We start from the raw sequence: 18,610 nt of genomic DNA, 5'->3' as shown, positions 1-18,610 counted from the left end.
TATGGATGCGATAAGTGTCAACACCACCTAAAGCGCTATAGTCATCGCGCTTTAGTTCGTTGTTTGAGCATGATCTCCGCGCAAACGCGTTCCGCGTTTGTCGCGAGGGAAAACCGCTTCGCACTTTTCCGGATCATGCTCCTAGCTCGGCAATGATCGCGCCGGCTTCCTTGACGGCGTGATTGGCCGCCGGCACGCCGCAATAGATCGCCTGCTGCAGCAGGATCTCCTTGATGTCCTCGGGCGTGAAGCCGCCCTCGGCGAGCGCGGCGCGCACATGCAGGCGGAATTCGTCCCACTGGCCGAGCGCGACCATGGTGCCGATCACAAGCACGCGCCGGGTGCGGTGATCGAAATGCGGCCGGGTCCAGATGTCGCCCCACGCATAGCGCGTGATCAGGTCCTGGAAGTCGGTGTTGAACGCGTTGCGGTTCTTGATCGACTTGTCGACCCATTCATTGCCGAGCACCTTGCGGCGCTGCGTCATGCCGTCGTCGCGGCGCTGATTGTCGTCCATGGATGTCTCCTCATGAAATCGTAGCCCGGATAAAGCGCAGCGCAATCCGGGGGGCAGCGTCTGCCGAAGACTTGTCCCGGATTTCACTTCGCTGCATCCGGGCTACACACTGATTGTCGCCAATAGAGCATCCTTCCCGGTTACGTCATTCCGGGGCGGTCCGCAGGACCGAACCCGGAATCTCGAAGTTATGGATGCGGATCGAGATTCCGGGTTCGATGCTTCGCATCGCCCCCGGAATGACGACGACCGTTACCGCTGCGTCAGGAAGCCGACCACGGCTTCGGTGAAGGCGTGCGACTGCTCGACATTGGAAATATGCGCGGCATCGAGCAGCGTCATGCTGGCGCCGGGAATGCCGCTGCGGATCATTTCGCCTGCCGACACCGGCGTTGCCATGTCCTGCTTTCCCGCGATTACCAGGGTCGGGCTCTTGATCCTGGGCAGCAGCGCGCGCTGGTCGAGTGTCGACAGCGCCTCGCAGCAGGCGAGATAGCCTTCGACCGGCGAGGCCAGCAGCATCGCCTTCATGCGCGCCGTGGTCTCCGGCTCGCGCTCGCGGAAATCGGCGGTCAGCCAGCCCGCGATCACGGTGTCGGCGACGGCGGCGATGCCGCCTTCCTTCACCGCCTTGATGCGATTCAGCCAGTTGGTCGGATCGGGATAGTAGCAGGCGGTGTTGGCGAGGATGATCTTGCCGAATCTTTCCGGGGCATTCGCTCCCAGCCACTGTCCGACCATGCCGCCCATCGACAGGCCGCACCAGTGCACCTTCTCGATGTTGAGGTCGTCGAGGATCGCCAGCACGTCGCGGCCGAAGCGCTCCATGGAGTACGGGCCCGGTGGCACGCCGGACTTGCCGTGACCGCGGCGGTCGTAGCGGATGACGCGGAACAGCTGCGTCAGCGCCCGCATTTGCGGCTCCCACATCTGCAAGGTGCAGCCGAGCGAGTTCGACAGCATCAAGGTCGGTCCGCCGTCACGACCGTCCACCTGGACGTTGAGCATGCACCCGTCGGCGTTGATCATCGGCATCGTCTTGTCCCTCTCGTCATGCGCTTGCCGGGCCATCTGCGCGAAGACGCGCTTCGCTGCTTTTTGCCCGGCAACGACATCGTCGCTATTTGTCATCCAGTGAAGCCAGCAGGCGGTCGATCAGCGCTTGCGAGGCGCCCTGATAGGCCATCGGCTCGAACAGTTCCGCGATTCGTTTCGCGTCGAGATGTACGGCGACCTTGGCATCCTTCGACAGCACCTCGCGCAGATGCTTCTTCTCCGCGACCGCGCGCTTGCTGGCGGCCTCGATCAGATGATGGGCGTCGCTCTTGCCGATTTTGTCGGCGAGCGCAAAGGTGACGGCTTCCGCCATGATCAATCCCTGAGTCGCATCGAGATTGGCGCGCATCCGCGCCGCGTCGACCTCGAGCCCTTCGGCGAGATCGACGATGGCGGCAAGCGCGCCCGAAGTCACCAGCATCAGGGCCGGCAAGGTCGGCCATTCCGCATGCCACGGGCCGGCGCTGCGCTCATGGTCCTGCACCTGCGCGGCGAAGATCGTCGCGGCAAGATTCGGCGCCATGGTCGCAGCCCCCAGCGCGCTCGCGGCGGCGACCGGATTGCGCTTGTGCGGCATGGTGGAGGAGCCGCCGCGGCCGGCGCCGGCAGGCTCGAAGGCCTCGCCGACATCGGTCTGCATCATCAGCGACACATCGCGCGCGATCTTGCCGCAGCTGCCGGCGAGGATCGCGAACACCGACGCGGCCTCGGCGATGCGGTCGCGATGGGTATGCCAGGGCGCATCCGGCAGCGGCAAATCAAGCTCTTGCGCAAGGGCGGCGGCGACCGCGAGGCCCTTGTCGCCAAGCGCGGCGAGCGTTCCGGCGGCGCCGCCGAATTGCAGCGCCAGCGTCTCGCGGCGCAGGCGCATCAAGCGCTTGCGGGAGCGATGCAGCGCCGCGCCGTATTCGGCGAGCTTGAGGCCGAACGGCATCGGCAGCGCGTGCTGCAGCCAGGTCCGCGCCACCACGGCGGTGTCGCGATGTGCGCGCGCAAGCCCGGCGAAGCCCGCAACGGCGCGGTCGAGGTCGGTCAGCAGCGCGTCGATCCCCGCGCGCAACGACAGCACGGTCGCGGTGTCGATGACGTCCTGGCTGGTCGCGCCCCAATGCACATAGCGCGCCGCCTCCGCATCCGCCTGGGCGACGTTGGCAGTCAGGGCCTTCACCAGCGGGATCGCCAGATTGCCGGACCGCGTCGCGGCCTCTGCCAGCGCGGCCAGGTCGAATGATTCGCCCTTGCAGGCGGCGCCGATTGGTCCTGCGCTCGCTGCGGGAATCACCCCGCAGGCCACCTCGGCGCGGGCCAGCGCGGCTTCGAAATCCAGCATGTTCTGCAGCGTGGCGGCGTCGTCGCACACCGCGCGCATCGCGGCGCTCGACAGCATCGGCGCAAGCAGGGGAGAGAGGGCTGTGCTCATGGCCGGCGACCTAACCACTGTCGCGCGTCGATGCCAATGCCCTGGGGCTGCCTGCATTTTCAACAGCGGGGATTGCGCAATTTCGTGAACAATGGGCTTGGCTTGCTGCGGTTGCGAATATGCATCGCTCATCCTCCGAAGGTGCCCTTTCCTTTGTGTCCCGGCTGCTTTACTTGGGGGAAAAGGTTCTAGCGATCGAGGAGATCCCCCATGGCCATGACAATGACCGGCGAAGTCCAGCTTGCAGCGCCGCGCCAGGCTGTGTGGGACAAGCTCAACGATCCCGAAGTGTTGAAGGCCTGCATTCCCGGCTGCGAAGAGCTGGAGAAGACCGACGAGGGCGGCTTCCGCGCCACCGCCAAGATGAAGGTCGGCCCGGTCTCCGCCCGCTTCAAGGGCAAGGTCACCTTGAGCGATCTCGACCCGCCGAACGGCTACAAGATCTCTGGCGAAGGCGAGGGCGGGGTCGCCGGCTTTGCCAAGGGGGGCGCCACGGTGGGCCTCGCCGACAAGGATGGCGGCACGCTTCTGAGCTACAATGTGGAGGCGCAGATCGGCGGCAAGCTCGCCCAGCTCGGCCAGCGCCTGATCAACGGCGCCGCCAAGAAGCTGGCCGATGAATTCTTTGCAAATTTCGCCAAGGCGGTGCAGGGTTAGCCCCGCCTTTCGGCTGGATTATTCAGGTCCGGCCATGTCCTGGATGGGTGGCTCGAAAGGTTGCCCATCGCGGGGCGCGCCCATATTATGCCGTCTGGAATGATTTAAAACCGCCTGCTTCGCCGATATGCGGTGGCGCAGATAAGAGAGTGCTGATGGCCAAGATTTCAATGATCGTGAACGGCAACCCCGTGAACGCGAATGTCGACCCCCGTACCCTTCTGGTCCAGTTTCTGCGCGAAAACCTGCGGCTGACAGGCACCCATGTCGGCTGCGACACCTCGCAGTGCGGCGCCTGCGTCGTGCATCTGGACGGCAGGGCGGTGAAGTCCTGCACGACGCTTGCGGTGATGGCCGACGGACATGAGGTCAAGACCATCGAGGGGCTGGCGGCCGATGGCGCGCCGCTGCATCCGATGCAGGAGGCTTTCCGCGAGCATCACGGGCTGCAGTGCGGCTTCTGTACGCCGGGCATGATCATGACCGCGGTCGACCTGGTCCATCGCAAGGGCCACGAGCTCTCCGACGAGGTGATCCGCGAGGAGCTGGAAGGCAATCTGTGCCGTTGCACCGGCTACCAGAACATCGTTGCCTCGATCGCCGCCGGCGCCAAGGCGATGGCGAAGTCGGACCTCGCTTAACAAGTCGGACCTCGCCTAGTCAGCAATTCATCGCGACCGCGATCAGGACATTCCAATGTACGAATTCAAATATCACCGTCCCGGCACCGTGCGGCAGGCCGCCAACCTCCTGGTGAAGAACGAGGACGCCAAGCTGATCGCCGGCGGTCACACGCTGGTGCCGGTCATGAAGCAGCGGCTCGCCAGCCCGCCGCATCTGGTCGATCTCTCCCACATCGAAGGTCTCGACACGATCGAGATGAAGGGCCGTTCGCTGGTCATCGGCGCCACCGCCAAGCACGCCGAAGTCGCGAACTCCGCGGTCGTGGGCGAGGCGATCCCGGCGCTGGCCGAGCTGGCCGGCCTGATCGGCGATCCCGCGGTGCGCCACCGCGGCACCATCGGCGGCTCGCTCGCCAACAACGACCCGACCGCCGACTATCCGGCCGCGGTGCTGGCGCTGGGCGCGACCATCGTCACCAACAAGCGCCGCCTCAAGGCCGAGGAGTATTTCCAGGGCCTGTTCTCGACCGCGCTGGAGGCCGACGAGATCATCACCAAGGTGATGTTCCCGGTGCCGAAGAAGGCGGCCTACGTCAAGTTCCGCAACCAGGCCTCGCGTTATGCGTTGGTCGGGGTGTTCGTGGCCAAGCGTCCGTCCGACGTGCGCGTCGCGGTCACCGGCGCGGGCTCCGACGGCGTCTTCCGCGTCACTGCGTTCGAGGACGCCCTGAAGAAGCGCTTCTCGCACAAGGTGCTCGACGGCATCGCGGTTTCGGCCGACGGGCTGAACAGCGACCTGCATGGCAGTGCGGAATACCGCGCGCATCTGATCGGCGTTTTGACGCGCAGGGCGGTGGAAGCCGCGAACGCCAAGGACTAAGTACCAAGGCGTGACTTTGCTGACCTCTGTTCGAAGACTGGCTGTTCCATGAGTGTATCGGCGTTACCCACTTCCGTCGATGCGCTCGAGGATCTCCTGACCTCGCGCGGCTATCTCGCCGAGCGGTCGCTCGCGACCGTGACCTATCTCGCGCTGCGGATGGGCCGGCCGCTGTTCCTCGAAGGCGAGGCCGGCGTCGGCAAGACCGAGATCGCAAAAGTGTTGTCGGCGGCGCTCGGGCGCAAGCTGATCCGCCTGCAATGCTATGAAGGCCTCGACGTCGCCTCCGCGGTCTATGAGTGGAGCAGTGCGGCGCAGATGATCGCGATCCGCCTGGCGGAGGCTTCCGGCGATACCGATCGCGACCAGCTCGCGAGCGACATTTTCGCCGAACGCTTCCTGATCAAGCGGCCGCTGCTGCAGGCGCTCGAGCCCGATGTCGCGGGCCCTCCAGTGCTGCTGATCGACGAGCTCGACCGCGCCGACGAGGCGTTCGAGGCGTATCTGCTGGAAATCCTCAGCGACTTCCAGGTCACGATCCCCGAGCTCGGCACCGTGAAGGCGCCGGCACCGCCGATCGTGATCATCACCTCGAACCGCACCCGCGAGATCCACGACGCGCTGAAGCGGCGCTGCCTCTATCACTGGGTGGATTATCCCACAGCCGAGCGCGAACTCGCGATCGTCAAGTCGCGGGTGCCGAACATCTCCGCCAAGCTGTCGCAGCAGGTCGTCCGCTTCGTGCAGGCGCTGCGCAACCAGGATTTCTACAAGTCGCCGGGCGTTGCCGAGACCATCGATTGGGCCACCGCGCTGTCCGAGCTCGACGCCCGCTCGCTGACCCCGCAGGTCGTCGGCGACACGCTGGGCGCGCTCTTGAAGTATCAGGACGACATCGCGCGCATGCAGGGCGATGCGCTGCAGAAGACATTGAAGGAAGCGACGAGCGACTAGCCGTCATTCCGGGGCACGCGAAGCGTGAACCCGGAGTCTCGCGCCGCAATCTCCAGATTTCGGATCCGCACTTCGTGCGGTCCGGAATGACGAGGCCAAACAACAATGGCGATCAACCACCTCGCGCCTCCGACCGGCCACATGGCCGACAACGTGATCGGCTTTGCCCGCGCGCTGCGGGCGGCCGGGCTCCCGGTCGGGCCGGGCTCGGTGATCGACGCGCTCGACGCGCTGCAGCTGATCGAGGTCGGCCATCGCTCGGATTTCTATGCCACGCTGGAAGCGATCTTCGTCAAGCGCCACGAGCACGCGCTGATCTTCCGCCAGGCCTTTATGCTGTTCTTCCGCGCCGCCGAGGAGTGGAAGAGCATGCTGGATTCGGTGCCGCTGCCCGACCACGCCAGGAAGAAGCCGCCGCCGGCCTCGCGCCGCGTCCAGGAGGCGATGGCCCAGCCGGCGCGGAGCGAGGAGCGGCCGCAGGCCCAGGAGCAGGAGCTGAAGCTCTCGGTGTCCGACAAGGAGATCCTGCAGAAGAAGGATTTTGCGCAGATGACCGCGGCGGAGATCGCCGAGGTGACGCGCGAGATCGCCAAGATGCGGCTGCCGCAGGCCGAGCTTGTGACACGCCGCTACCAGCCGGATGCGCGGGGCCTGCGGCTCGACATGCGCCGCACCGTGCGCAACTCGCTGCGCACCGGCGGCGAGATCATCGACATCCGAAAGCTCGGCCGGATCGAGAAACCGGCGCCGATCGTGGCGCTGCTCGATATCTCTGGCTCGATGAGCGAGTACACCCGCCTGTTCCTGCATTTCCTGCACGCCATCACCGACTACCGCAAGCGGGTCTCGGTATTCCTGTTCGGCACCCGCCTGACCAATGTGACGCGGGCGTTACGGGCCCGTGACCCCGACGAGGCGCTGGCGAGCTGCTCCTCCTCGGTCGAGGACTGGGCCGGCGGGACGCGGATCGCGACCTCGCTGCACAGCTTCAACCAGCTCTGGGCCCGCCGGGTGCTCGGGCAGGGCGCCATCGTCCTCCTTATATCCGATGGACTAGAACGGGAGGCAGATGCCAAACTGGCCTTCGAGATGGACCGATTGCACCGTTCCTGCCGCCGCCTGATCTGGCTCAATCCGCTGCTGCGCTACTCCGGCTTCGAGGCCAAGGCGCAAGGCATCAAAATGATGTTGCCCCACGTTGACGAATTTCGCCCGGTGCATAACTTGACCTCCATCAAGGGCTTGATCGGGGCGCTGTCATCCCCGCCGCCGGCGCACCACCGCAGCCTGATCCGTTCTGTTGCTTGAGGAGACGCTCTCATGCTCAACCGCGACGAAGACATCCTGCAGGCCGCCGAGACCTGGCAGAAAGAGGGCCATGGCGTGGCGCTTGCCACCGTGGTCGAGACCTGGGGCTCGGCGCCGCGCCCGGCCGGCTCGAGCCTCGTCATCAATGACGACGGCACCTTCCTCGGCTCGGTCTCCGGCGGCTGCGTCGAAGGCGCGGTCGTCACCGAGGCGCTCGACGTCATCGCGAGCGGCCAGCCCAAAATGCTCGAATTCGGCGTCGCCGACGAGACGGCCTGGAATGTCGGCCTGTCCTGTGGCGGCACCATCCGCGTGTTCGTCGAGAAGGTCGGTTAGCCGTGAAACTCGAGATCCTGAAAGAGCTGAACGCCGAGCGCGCCGCGCGCCGCCCGGTCATCATCGTCACCGACACCGCCAATGGCGATCAGCGCCTGGTCAAGGCCGCGGACATCGCCGCCGATCCGCTGCGCGCCGAGCTCGCAAAGCAGCTGCGGATGGGCAAGAGCGGCAATGTCGAGGTCGGGACCAGGAAGCTGTTCCTCAACGTCTACGCGCCGACCGCAAAGCTCGTGATCATCGGCGCGGTCCATATCAGCCAGGCGCTGGCGCCGCTGGCGCGCTCGCTCGACTATGACGTCACGGTGGTCGATCCACGCACCGCGTTTGCGAGCCCGGAGCGCTTCCCCGACGTGCCGCTGGTCGCCGAATGGCCCGACGTCGCGCTGCCGCCGCTCAACGTCGATCACTACACCGCCTTCGTCGCGGTGACGCACGATCCCAAGATCGACGATCCGGCGCTGCTGCACGCCTTCGACCGCGACTGCTTCTATATCGGCGCGCTGGGCTCGCGGAAGACCCACGCCAAGCGCGCCGAACGGCTGCGCGCGCAGGGCGCCAGGGACAGCGACATCGCGCGCATCCACGCGCCGATCGGCCTCGATATTGGCGCGGTGTCGCCGTCGGAGATCGCGGTCGCGATCATGGCCGAGATCACCGCGCAGCTGCGCTTGCCCCCCAAAGAAAAAGAAGAAGCGGCATGAAGTTCGGTCCCGCCAGTCCGGCCGACGCGATTGGCGGCGTCACCGTGCATACCCTCCGCCAGGGCGCGCTGGTGCTCAAGAAGGGCACCACGATCGGCCCCGCTGAGGTCGAGGCGCTGACCAAGGCCGGCGTCGACGAGATCGTCGTGGTGCGGCTCGACGAGGGCGACGTCTCCGAGGACGCCGCGGCCGCCAGCATCGCGCAGGCGGTGGCCGGCGAGGGCGTCAATGTCGAGCGCGCCTTCACCGGCCGAGCCAACCTGTTCGCGGCGCGCCCCGGCGTGCTGGTGATCGATCGCGCCGCGGTCGACCGCATCAACGATGTCGACGAGGCCATCACCTTCGCAACCCTCGCCGCGTTCAAGCCGGTGGTCGAGGGCGAGATGATCGCGACCGTCAAGCTGATCCCGTTCGGCGTCGAGGGGCGCTTGCGCGATGCCGCCGTCGCGGTGGCCGGCAAGGATACGCTGCGGATCGCGCCCTATGTGATCCAGAAGGTCGGCGTGGTCTCGACGCTGCTGCCGGGCCTCGCGCCGAAGGTGATCGACAAGACGCTGCGCGTCACCGCTGAGCGTCTCGCGCCGGCCGGCGCCACCATCATCGCCGAGCGCCGCGTGCCGCATGACGAGACGGTGCTCGCCGCCTCGATCAAGGAATTGCTCGGGTTAGGGGCCGAACTCGTCATCGTGTTCGGGGCGTCCGCGATCGCCGACCGCCGCGATGTCATTCCGGCTGCAATCACCGAGATCGGTGGCGCGGTCGAGCATTTCGGCATGCCGGTCGATCCGGGCAATCTGCTGCTGATCGGCAGCGCCGGCGGCGTGCCGGTGCTGGGCGCGCCGGGCTGCGCGCGCTCGCCGGTCGAGAACGGCTTTGACTGGGTGCTGATGCGGTTGCTCGCCGGCATCAAGGTGAAGCGGTCGGATCTCACCGGCATGGGCGTCGGCGGTCTTCTCATGGAGATCGTGACGCGGCCGCAGCCGCGCACCGTGCCGGACACCGAAGGCAACCGCAACGTTGCGGCGATCGTGCTCGCCGCCGGCCGCTCGACCCGGATGGGCGGCCCGAACAAGCTGCTCGCCGAGCTCGACGGCAAGAAGCTCGCGCGCATCGTCGCCGAGCAGGCCCTGGCGTCGAAGGCCTCCGAGGTCATCGTCGTTACCGGGCATCAGGCCGAGCTGGTCGAGCAGGCGCTCGAGGGCCTCAAGGTCAAATTCGTCCGCAACCCGGATTTCGCCGGCGGCCTCGCCAGCTCGGTGAAGGCGGGCATTGCGGCGGTCTCCGACAGCGCCGACGGCGCGATCGTCTGCCTCGGCGACATGCCGCTGATCGATGCGAAGCTGATCGATCGCCTGATCGAGACCTTCGCGCCGGACCGCGGCCATCTGATCGCGGTCCCCGTCAGCGAGGGCCGCCGCGGCAATCCGGTGCTGTGGTCGCGGCGCTTCTTCAAGGAGCTGATGACGCTCGACGGCGACATCGGCGCGCGTCACTTGATCACCAAGCATGCCGAGGTGGTCGCCGAGGTCCCGGTCGACGGCGACAGCGCCTTCCTCGACATCGACACCCCGCAGGCGCTGGAAGCGGCAAGACGGGGATAAGCACGCTTGCAATCGTCTCGTCCAAACGAAATGTCAGACCTCATCCTGAGGAGCCGCGCAGCGGCGTCGCGAAGGATGAATGGCACCAGCGGGGCCTCGTGGTTCGAGACGGCGCTTCGCGCCTCCTCACCATGAGGGTTTGACGGTTCATCAACCCGTCATTCACCATCTGGAAACGACCCCTGCGTACAGTCCGCGCCGGGCTTTGGGGGATTTCCGCTTGATCATTTCGACTGCCGTCGCGCAGCGTCGCGCGCTGACGATTCTCGTCCTGACACTGCTGCTCGGCGCCACGCGTTTCTCCGTGGAAACCTTCGTGCCCAAGGCGCGCGCGGCCGGCGCGTTCGCGGTCGGCAAGTGCGGGGCGTATGGCCAGGCCTACGACTATCCGGCGGAGGGTGCGGCGCGCGCCGCCGCGCTGAAGCAGTGCAAGGGCGATTGCACCACCGTGACCATGAAGCGGGCCTGCGCCGCGCTCTCGATCGACATGAAGAATCCCTGCGGCGCCCATGGCTATGCCGTGGCGCCGAAGATCTCGAGCTCGCTCAATGCCGCGACCAAGAAGTGCTACGACTATGGCGGCAAGGAATGCGTGATCCGTGCCTGGGCCTGCGACGCCAAGGGGTAGGGCGGTCGCCGCAATCCGCCTGGTGGGCAAAGCGCGCTGCCGCGCTCAGACGGCGCCATAGAAGTGTCGGTATTGCCAGGCGGCGTCGCGCTCCAATTGGTCTTCAGACCACGATTGGTCTTTGAACCGCATGACCGACATCGGCGATAGATCGACGGGCGGCTTGCCGTCCACGATCCAGGCCGCGAGCGCCTCGCCGACGGTCGGCGAGATCGACAGACCGGCGACGTTGCACCCGCTCGCAAAATAGAAGCCGGTCACTCCGGCGGCCGGGCCAAGAATATGATGGCCGTCGGCGGTCATCGTCGGAATGCCGCCGCGAAACTCCCGCACCTTGGCGGTTTGCAGGAACGGGAGCTGGTCCTTGACCTCATCGGCGGCGGCATGAAGCACGCCGATGTCGAGCGGCATGTCCTTGACGTCGAAGCCGGCCCCAAGCGATTGCATATCGAAGAAGCGCGGCGTTTCCTCGTAGACACCCCACAGGAAGCCGCCCTGACACGGGCGGACATACACCGCAGCATCCATGATGCGGATCATCGGCAGGTCGGCCCGCGCGCCATCCAAAGGCTCGGTGACGATCAATTGCTGCCGGGTCGGCACCAGCGGCACGCGAATTCCACTTGCCTCCGCGACCTGCCGCGTCCACGCACCGGCCGCATCGACGACAACCGGACTTTCAATGACGCCGTTTGCGGTGGTCACGCCGATCACGGTGCCGCCGACGATGTTGACGGCGCGCACGTCGGTCTTCGGCAGCAAGGTCGCACCGTTGGCCGCGGCGGCCGTGGCGAAACCGACGGCAACCTGCGCCGGGTCGAAATACCGGTCGTCGCCTATCCGCATCGCCGCAACGACGCCCGCCGGCTGCAGGAACGGATTGAGACCGCTCGCCTCTTCCGGAGAGATCAGCTCGACGTCGAGGCCGGTGCGGCGTCCGCGCGCGAAGTCGTCCTCGATCACTTCGGCGTCCTGCGGCCGGCGCGCAATCTTGAGGCTGCCCGAATGCACCCAGTCGAGCGGCTGGCCGGTTTCTTCAGTGAACGCCTCGATCTTGCGGCATGCGTCCTTGATGAGGCCAATCATCAGGTCGCTCTTGCGCGCGCAACTCACCATGCCTGCCGCGCGGGGCGAGGTTTGCGATCCGATCTCATGCTTGTCGACAAGGGCGACGCTGAGACCTCCACGCTTGCTCAGGTAATAGGCTGTGGCCGCGCCCAATCCGCCCGAACCAATAACAACAACATCGGCCTTGCTGATCATGATGCAATGCCCTGAAATATGCTGATGGTCATCGAACGCCCGAAGCCTACTACGCGGCGCAGGACCTGACTATCGCTTTCCGTCCCGGCACGGATCGGGCCTTTGCGACGTCGCCCTGCTGCCAATGATAAGACTTCATCACAAGTCCTTCTCGCCGGCGCGGAATGGCAGGTTCAGGTCGGCAGGATGCGCCGGCGGGTCTCCCGGGAATCTAACGTCAGCGCCTCGCTGGCAGATGTGGTCTGCACCTGTAGAACTGGCGTTTGCCGCCTGCCTGCCGCTAGACTTGCATCATGCAGTTCGACACCAAGATCGCGGTCGTGATCCGCACCGACCTGGAAGTCTGGCAGAAGCTCAACGTGGCGTCGTTTCTTGCCGGTGGCATCGCGGCTTCCTTCCCCGAATGTATCGGCGGGAATTACGAGGACGGCTCGGGGACCAGATATCTCTCTTTGATCGGCCAGCCGATCCTGATCTACGGCGCCGACGGGCCTGCGCTGTCGCGGGCGCTGGAGCGCGCGCTGGCGCGCAACGTGCAGCCGGCGCTCTACACCGAGGACATGTTCAAGACCACGCATGACGCCGCCAACCGCGAGGTGGTGAAGGCGGTCGTGCGCAGCGAGCTCAACCTGGTCGGCCTCGCCATTCGCGCCGAGCGCAAGGTGGTCGACAAGATCCTCGATGGACTGAAGTTTCACACGTAGCGGACAGCGCGCGTAGTGCGGTCCGGCGCTTATCGGCTCGTCTCCTTGTCCGGCATGATCTGCAGCAACGGCGTCGGCGCAATCGATATCTGGCCGGTGAATGGTCGATCATGCGCGGCAATCAGCAGAACCGATGTGGCCACGCCGGTCGCGAACAGTCCCATCGCGATGGCGGATCCCAACCGGTTGTCGCAGTGAACAAGCGCAATGACCAATAGCTCGCAGATGGCCTGAAGGTAGAGGCACCACCATTTTATCGAGTCGACTTCGGTCTGACTGACGATGATCCGTTGTCGTCGCGCATCGAGTGCCGAATTCAGATTGGTGATGATCTCGTGCTGCGTCGTCTGCTGGCCCGGGTTTTGCGCGGGCGTTGATACGACAAAGCGCAACGCCGCGGTCAGCGCGGGAGGAGCTGCCTTGAGCGATGCAGCCTGGCGCGCCATCATCGGCCATTCCACGGCGACCGTTTCCTCGACGTAGTCGCGAACGAGACCGCGCAGGCGCGCCTCCTGCTCCGGCGGCAGGCCGCCGGCGAGCAAGATGACCGCCCGCAACGAACTGGCTTCGCGGCTCACCGCCGCGGTGGCGCGATCACTGTCACTCCAGACCTGTGCCGCGGTGAATGCAACAAACAGGCCGAAAAGGATGCCGAGCACCGGCAACATGCCGGGCGAGATCGATTTGAAAGACGTTGCGCGCTCCTTGGTCGACAGGATCGCAACGCCTGCGAAAATGAGAATGGCAACAAGATAGGTGAAGCCGAAGACAATGAAGGCCATCCACGGCACAGACAGGTTGTGTAACCAATCGCTCATAGGTGTTTCCCCCCAGCCGATCGCTTGTATCAAAATCCCCCCAATCTCGCCGGGTTGAGTACGAGGTGAGCCGTAGCCCATCGCGCAGGGAAAGCCGGATGCTCCGGTTACACCTGTGATGCCACCCCTGCGCCTTTTTGTTGCACAGGGCCCCTGGGTGCGATCGGCACCCGGCATTCCCTGCGTCCTCTGTTCTCCAGAGGGGCAGAAATAAGCAGCAAATTCGGGCATTTGCACCGCGAGATCGCGAATCTATGCGCACCCGGGAAGGCCAACAGGAACGCTTCCGGCCGGTAGGCGTTTTCTCTGAACGCATTGACGATGACTGACTGGTCAGTCATATTATGGCCATGACAAAGCGCATCGAAGAAACGAACCGCTCCCGGCCCGCCAAGCGCCGGACCACCACGATCCGGGCTGCGGCGACGAGGATCCCGAAGGTGGCCTCGGCAAAGCTGCCCGAGCCGAAGCCTGCCGCGAACCGCGCCGAGAAATCCGCGGAGCGGCGCGCAGCGATCGTCGAGGCGGCGATGGACGAGTTCATCGCACGCGGCTTTGCCGCGACGCGGCTCGACGATGTCGCCAAGCGGGCGGGCGTCGCCAAGGGCACGCTCTATCTGTACTTCAAGGACAAGGAGTCGATGTTCGAGGAGCTGATCCGCACCGCAGTGGTGCCTCTGGTCAATCGCATGGCCGCGCCGCCCACCATCACCGGCCCGGTGCGCGATGCGGTGGAGAGATTCGCCGAGACCTTCATCCGCGAGATCGTGTCGACCCGGCGCGGCGACATCGTCCGCCTGATCGTCTCCGAAGGGCCGCGCTTCCCGACGATCGCCGACTTCTATTTCCGCGAGGTGGTGTCGAAGGGGATGGCCGCGATGCAGGCGCTGATCCAGCTCGCGATCACGCGCGGCGAGATCAGGCAGCGCCAGCTCGCGCAGTTTCCCCAGCTTGTCGTGGCGCCCGCGATCGTCGCGGTGATCTGGCAGAGCCTGTTTGCCCGGCACGCGCCGCTCGATGCCCTCGCGATGTTCAAGGTTCATCTCGATCTGATCTTCGGCGAACGGAGCAAGCCATGACCCGCTCGCGCATGATGAAGCTCGTGACGACAGTCGTGCTGGCGGCGACGCTGGCCGGTTGCCAGGAGAAGCGCGATCCCGGCTTCCAGGGCTGGGTCGAGGCCGACATGATCTTCGTCAGCCCCGATGAATCCGGCCGCGTCATCAAGCTCAATGTGCGCGAGGGCGACGAGGTCAAGCCCGGCGATCTGCTTTATTCGGTCGACGACGATTTGCAGCGCGCCGATCTCAATCAGAACAACGCGACCCTCGCCAATGCGCGGCAGAGCTATGACCGCGCGGCCTCGCTGCGCGGCACCGGCGCCGGCACCCAGGCCAATCTGGATTCCGCGGTCTCGGCGCTGCGCGTTGCGGAGGCGCGGGTCAACACCTCGCAGACCCGGCTCGACCGCCGCAAGGGCTTTGCGCCGATCGCAGGATCGATCCAGCAGATCTATTTCCGCGAGGGCGAGATGGTGCAGGCGCAGCGCCCGGTGCTGTCGATCATGCCGCCCGGCAACATGAAGCTGCGCTTCTTCGTGCCGGAGGCCGAGCTGCCGAAGCTCGCGCTCGGCGACGAGGTGAGGGTGACCTGCGACAATTGCGCCGCCGACCTCACGGCAAAGATCTACTTCATCGCCACCACGGCGGAATACACGCCGCCGGTCATCTACAGTCTCGATGAGCGCAACAAGCTGGTCTATCTGATCCAGGCGCGGCCGAGCCGGCCCGATGTGCTGCGCGTCGGTCAGCCGATCAGCATCTACCTCAATCCCAAGACCACCCCTAAGACGCCGGTGGCGGATCGCAGATGAACGGCGGCTCCACCAGCGCGCGGTCCAACGCACCCTCCATCGCCATCGATGTGAAGGGCCTGACCAAGTCGTTTGGCGGACGCGAGGTCGTCCATGACCTGTCGATGCAGGTCAAGCGCGGCTCGATCTATGGCTTCCTCGGTCCCAACGGCAGCGGCAAGACCACGACCATCCGCATCCTGTGCGGCCTGCTGACGCCCGACAGCGGCGAGGGCTCCTGCCTCGGCTACGACATCCGGCGCGATGCCGACAAGATCAAGCGCAAGGTCGGCTACATGACGCAGCGCTTCAGCCTCTACCAGGATCTGTCGGTGCGCGAGAATCTGGAATTCGTGGCGCGGCTCTATGGCATGCCGGACGCGCGCGGGGCTGCGGCCGACATGATCGCGCGGATCGGGCTGAAGGGCCGCGAGGAGCAGCTCGCCGCCAACCTTTCCGGCGGCTGGAAGCAGCGGCTGGCGCTCGGCGCCTGCACGTTGCCCAATCCGCAATTGCTGTTGCTGGACGAGCCGACCGCCGGCGTCGATCCCAAGGCGCGGCGCGATTTCTGGAACGAGATCCACGCGCTCGCCGCCGAAGGCCTCACCGTGCTGGTCTCGACCCATTACATGGACGAGGCCGAGCGCTGTCACGAGATCGCCTACATCGCCTATGGCCATCTGTTGGCCCATGGCACGGTGGACGAGGTGATCGCCGCCTCCGCGCTGTCGACCTGGACGGTGACGGGCGAGGATTTCAACGGCCTGATGGCCGAGCTCACGGATAAGCCCGGCGTCGACATGGTGGCGCCGTTCGGCACCAGCCTGCACGTCTCCGGCCGCGACAAGGCGGCGCTCGAGGGCGCGATCGCGGCCTATCGGGACAATTCGAAATGGCATTGGCAGGCCAGCGAGCCGTCGCTCGAAGACGTCTTCATCGATCTGATGGGGCGCTCCAAGGATAACTTTCAAGGATAATTTCCAGGGATAATTGCGATGAGCGCAGCGGAAACGATCCAGAACAGCGAGGCGAGGGAGCCGGCATTCGGCTTCTGGCGGCGCAGCTACGCGATGCTCGTCAAGGAGTTCATTCAGCTTCGCCGCGACCGCGTCTCGTTCGCCATGATCATCATGCTGCCGGTGATGCAGCTGACGTTGTTCGGCTACGCCATCAATACCACGCCGCGCAATCTGCCGACCGCGGTGCTGACCCAGGAGGACAGCGATCTCGGCCGTTCGATCCTGAAGGCGATGGAGAACACCGCCTATTTCCATTTTGTCCGCGAGGTCCACACCGTCGAGGAGTTCGACGAGTTGCTGCAATCCGGCAAGGTGCTGTTCGGCGTCGAGATCCCGCGCGGCTTCGAGCGCGCGGTGCGGCGCGGCGACAGACCGGCGCTGCTGGTCGCGGCCGATGCCACCGACCCGGTGGCGTCGGGCTCGGCGCTCGGCGCACTCGGGCCGCTGGTGCAATCGGCGCTGGCGCATGATCTGCACGTCGGCGATCCCCCGGACATGCCGTTCGAGATCCGCGCCCACGCCCGCTACAACCCGGCGGCGGACTCGCGCCTCAATATCGTGCCCGGCCTGGTCGGGACCATCCTGACCATGACCATGCTGATCTTCACCGCGCTCTCGGTGACCCGCGAAATCGAGCGCGGCACCATGGAGAGCCTGCTGTCGATGCCGATCAAGCCGGTCGAGGTGATGTTCGGCAAGATCATCCCCTATGTGCTGGTCGGCTTCATCCAGGCCACGCTGATCATCGCCATCGGCATTTTGCTGTTCGGCGTGCCGGTCCTCGGCAGCCTCACGCTATTGGCGCTGCTCACCACGCTGTTCATCACCACCAATCTGTCGATCGGCTACACTTTCTCGACCATCGTCCAGAACCAGCTGCAGGCGATGCAGCTCTCGATGATGTTCTTCCTGCCGAGCATCCTGCTGTCCGGCTTCATGTTTCCGTTCGCGGGCATGCCGGTCTGGGCGCAATATATCGGCGAGGGGCTGCCGCTGACCCATTTCGTGCGCATCGTCCGCGCCATCATGCTGAAGGGGGCGGCGATGCAGAACCTGCAATACGACACCGCCGCATTGGTCGCCCTGATGCTGTTCGCCATGACGATCGCGGTGACGCGCTTCCGCCGCACGCTCGATTGAGGCTAATATGGATCCCATCAACGATCGTCATTCCGGGGCGATGCGCAGCATCGAACTATGGTACGCAACTGCGTACCAGGGAATTTCGAGATTCCGGGTCTGGTCCTTCGGACCATCCCGGAATGACGGGGTGGAGGGCATGGCTGAAATCTTGGCGACGAAAGGCGAGGCGGCGCAAGGCGCGACCGTATCCGCGGACTTCCATCACGCCCTGATGCGCGAGGTGATGACCACCGAGCTGCTCCGCATCAAGGTGCTGATCGCTACCGCCGCTGCCCTCGCGGCGATCAGTCTGCTGGTGTATTTCTTTGCGCCCGAGGCGGTCAGCCGCGTCTGGCACGGCAACCTCAGTCCCGTCTACGTCTTCTACGTCACCATTCCGCTGATCCTGTTCGAGATCTGGGTGCACGGGGCGATCAGCTGGCACATGCGCAAGGGGCGCGACCTGCCGGTGGTCCGGCGTTACATCGGCGTGCTGGTCGAGACGTCGCTGCCGACCGTCGTGCTGGCGCTGCACATGAACAGCATGGGGCCGCAGGAGGCGCTCGGCTTCGTGGCGCCGCTGATCTATTTCGTCTTCATCATCCTGTCGACGCTGCGGCTCGACTTCTGGCTCTCGACCTTCACCGGCTTCGTCGCGGCGGTCGAGCTGTTCTACATGGCGGTGTTCTTCCATCCCTCGGGCGGCGGCGCGGCCGAGACCAGCATCTACTATCACGCCGCGCGGAGCTCGATCATCCTGATCTGCGGCATGCTGGCCGGCGCGGTCGGCATGCAGCTGCGCCGGCAGTTCGCGGCCAGCATCGCGGCCGCCACCGCGCGCGATCGCATCACCAATCTGTTCGGCCAGCACGTCTCGCCGCAGGTGGTCGAACGTCTGATGACGGAGGGTGCCGGCACCGGCAGCGACATCCGCCGTGTTGCCGTGATGTTCGTGGATTTCCGCAGCTTCACCGCCGGTGCGCGCACCCGCTCGCCGCAGGAGGTGGTCGACAGGCTCGACGGCGCCTTTGCCGTGCTGGTCGATATTCTCGATCGCCATGGCGGCATCGTGAACAAGTTTTTGGGCGACGGCTTTCTCGCGCTGTTCGGTGCGCCGTTCGAGACCGGCGACGCCGCGCATCAGGCGG

20 protein-coding genes and 1 pseudogene are annotated in these 18,610 nt (G+C 65.5%); 15 read left to right on the top strand and 6 right to left on the bottom strand.

The features are described 5' to 3' along the window. Positions 1–133: 133 nt before the first annotated feature. The 3 genes from AKL29_RS04690 to AKL29_RS04680 form a co-directional block, all read right to left on the bottom strand. Positions 134–517: a carboxymuconolactone decarboxylase family protein gene (locus AKL29_RS04690; RefSeq protein WP_028336796.1), complete on the bottom strand. Its 384-nt coding sequence runs from the start codon at positions 515–517 to the stop codon at positions 134–136. Positions 518–769: 252 nt separating this feature from the next. Next, positions 770–1,552, bottom strand: coding sequence for a 3-oxoadipate enol-lactonase (pcaD, locus tag AKL29_RS04685; protein ID WP_050383303.1), 783 nt, complete (start codon positions 1,550–1,552; stop codon positions 770–772). Positions 1,553–1,637: 85 nt separating this feature from the next. Next, positions 1,638–2,993, bottom strand: a complete 1,356-nt coding sequence (locus AKL29_RS04680) for a 3-carboxy-cis,cis-muconate cycloisomerase (protein WP_050383297.1) — start codon at positions 2,991–2,993, stop codon at positions 1,638–1,640. Between the two features lie 210 nt (positions 2,994–3,203). Here AKL29_RS04680 and AKL29_RS04675 point away from each other — a divergent pair, with 210 nt between their 5' ends. The 9 genes from AKL29_RS04675 to AKL29_RS04635 all read left to right on the top strand — a co-directional run bounded on the left by AKL29_RS04675 (position 3,204) and on the right by AKL29_RS04635 (position 10,684). Beyond that, complete coding sequence (locus AKL29_RS04675) at positions 3,204–3,650, top strand: SRPBCC family protein (RefSeq protein WP_016840413.1); 447 nt, start codon at positions 3,204–3,206, stop codon at positions 3,648–3,650. Positions 3,651–3,805: 155 nt separating this feature from the next. After that, entirely contained in the window at positions 3,806–4,291 is a 486-nt protein-coding gene (locus AKL29_RS04670; RefSeq protein WP_028336799.1) for a (2Fe-2S)-binding protein, read from the top strand. A 55-nt stretch (positions 4,292–4,346) separates the two neighbouring features. After that, positions 4,347–5,153: an FAD binding domain-containing protein gene (locus tag AKL29_RS04665; protein ID WP_050383296.1), complete on the top strand. Its 807-nt coding sequence runs from the start codon at positions 4,347–4,349 to the stop codon at positions 5,151–5,153. 48 nt (positions 5,154–5,201) lie between these two features. Beyond that, a complete protein-coding gene (locus AKL29_RS04660; protein ID WP_050383295.1) occupies positions 5,202–6,107 on the top strand; it encodes an AAA family ATPase in 906 nt (301 codons plus the stop codon). A 105-nt stretch (positions 6,108–6,212) separates the two neighbouring features. After that, a complete protein-coding gene (locus AKL29_RS04655; RefSeq protein WP_028336802.1) occupies positions 6,213–7,415 on the top strand; it encodes a vWA domain-containing protein in 1,203 nt (400 codons plus the stop codon). A 12-nt stretch (positions 7,416–7,427) separates the two neighbouring features. Then, entirely contained in the window at positions 7,428–7,751 is a 324-nt protein-coding gene (locus AKL29_RS04650) for an XdhC family protein (RefSeq protein WP_018272401.1), read from the top strand. A gap of 2 nt (positions 7,752–7,753) precedes the next feature. Next, entirely contained in the window at positions 7,754–8,455 is a 702-nt protein-coding gene (locus AKL29_RS04645) for an XdhC family protein (protein WP_050383294.1), read from the top strand. Further along, on the top strand, positions 8,452–10,056 hold the full coding sequence (locus tag AKL29_RS04640; protein WP_028336804.1) for an NTP transferase domain-containing protein: 1,605 nt from the start codon (positions 8,452–8,454) through the stop codon (positions 10,054–10,056). The genes AKL29_RS04645 and AKL29_RS04640 overlap by 4 nt, the downstream gene beginning before the upstream one ends. A 277-nt stretch (positions 10,057–10,333) precedes the next feature. After that, complete coding sequence (locus AKL29_RS04635) at positions 10,334–10,684, top strand: DUF4189 domain-containing protein (protein ID WP_420888210.1); 351 nt, start codon at positions 10,334–10,336, stop codon at positions 10,682–10,684. Between the two features lie 45 nt (positions 10,685–10,729). Here the strand turns inward: AKL29_RS04635 and AKL29_RS04630 are convergent, their stop codons facing one another. Beyond that, positions 10,730–11,947 carry an NAD(P)/FAD-dependent oxidoreductase gene (locus AKL29_RS04630; protein WP_050383293.1) on the bottom strand — a complete coding sequence of 406 codons (1,218 nt, stop codon included), beginning with the start codon at positions 11,945–11,947 and terminating at the stop codon, positions 10,730–10,732. Between the two features lie 293 nt (positions 11,948–12,240). Between AKL29_RS04630 and AKL29_RS04625 the strand changes: the two genes are divergently transcribed. Then, entirely contained in the window at positions 12,241–12,651 is a 411-nt protein-coding gene (locus AKL29_RS04625; RefSeq protein ID WP_050383292.1) for a DUF2000 family protein, read from the top strand. Positions 12,652–12,680: 29 nt separating this feature from the next. On the opposite strand, the gene AKL29_RS04620 is transcribed toward AKL29_RS04625, so the two are convergent. Beyond that, complete coding sequence (locus AKL29_RS04620; RefSeq protein ID WP_244481756.1) at positions 12,681–13,646, bottom strand: bestrophin-like domain; 966 nt, start codon at positions 13,644–13,646, stop codon at positions 12,681–12,683. Between the two features lie 160 nt (positions 13,647–13,806). After that, entirely contained in the window at positions 13,807–14,013 is a 207-nt protein-coding gene (locus AKL29_RS44410) for a hypothetical protein (protein WP_244481758.1), read from the bottom strand. Between AKL29_RS44410 and AKL29_RS04615 the strand changes: the two genes are divergently transcribed. The 5 genes and pseudogenes from AKL29_RS04615 to AKL29_RS04595 form a co-directional block, all read left to right on the top strand. Further along, the gene (locus tag AKL29_RS04615) at positions 13,925–14,548 is read left to right on the top strand and encodes a TetR/AcrR family transcriptional regulator (protein WP_244481757.1); all 624 of its coding nucleotides are present in this window, start codon (positions 13,925–13,927) and stop codon (positions 14,546–14,548) included. The two genes, AKL29_RS44410 and AKL29_RS04615, sit on opposite strands and share 89 nt — an antisense overlap. After that, on the top strand, positions 14,545–15,342 hold the full coding sequence (locus AKL29_RS04610; protein ID WP_050383290.1) for an HlyD family secretion protein: 798 nt from the start codon (positions 14,545–14,547) through the stop codon (positions 15,340–15,342). Before AKL29_RS04615 ends, AKL29_RS04610 begins: the two co-directional genes overlap by 4 nt. Then, entirely contained in the window at positions 15,339–16,298 is a 960-nt protein-coding gene (locus tag AKL29_RS04605; RefSeq protein ID WP_050383289.1) for an ABC transporter ATP-binding protein, read from the top strand. The genes AKL29_RS04610 and AKL29_RS04605 overlap by 4 nt, the downstream gene beginning before the upstream one ends. A gap of 18 nt (positions 16,299–16,316) precedes the next feature. Beyond that, positions 16,317–17,480: an ABC transporter permease gene (locus AKL29_RS04600; RefSeq protein WP_050383288.1), complete on the top strand. Its 1,164-nt coding sequence runs from the start codon at positions 16,317–16,319 to the stop codon at positions 17,478–17,480. A 139-nt stretch (positions 17,481–17,619) separates the two neighbouring features. Continuing rightward, positions 17,620–18,610, top strand: a pseudogene (locus AKL29_RS04595) (adenylate/guanylate cyclase domain-containing protein); the annotation flags it as partial.

This window comes from Bradyrhizobium pachyrhizi, from assembly GCF_001189245.1.
GTDB lineage: Bacteria > Pseudomonadota > Alphaproteobacteria > Rhizobiales > Xanthobacteraceae > Bradyrhizobium > Bradyrhizobium pachyrhizi.
The sequence above is the reverse complement of the archived record's forward strand: the minus strand, read 5'-3'. Positions and strand labels throughout refer to the sequence as shown.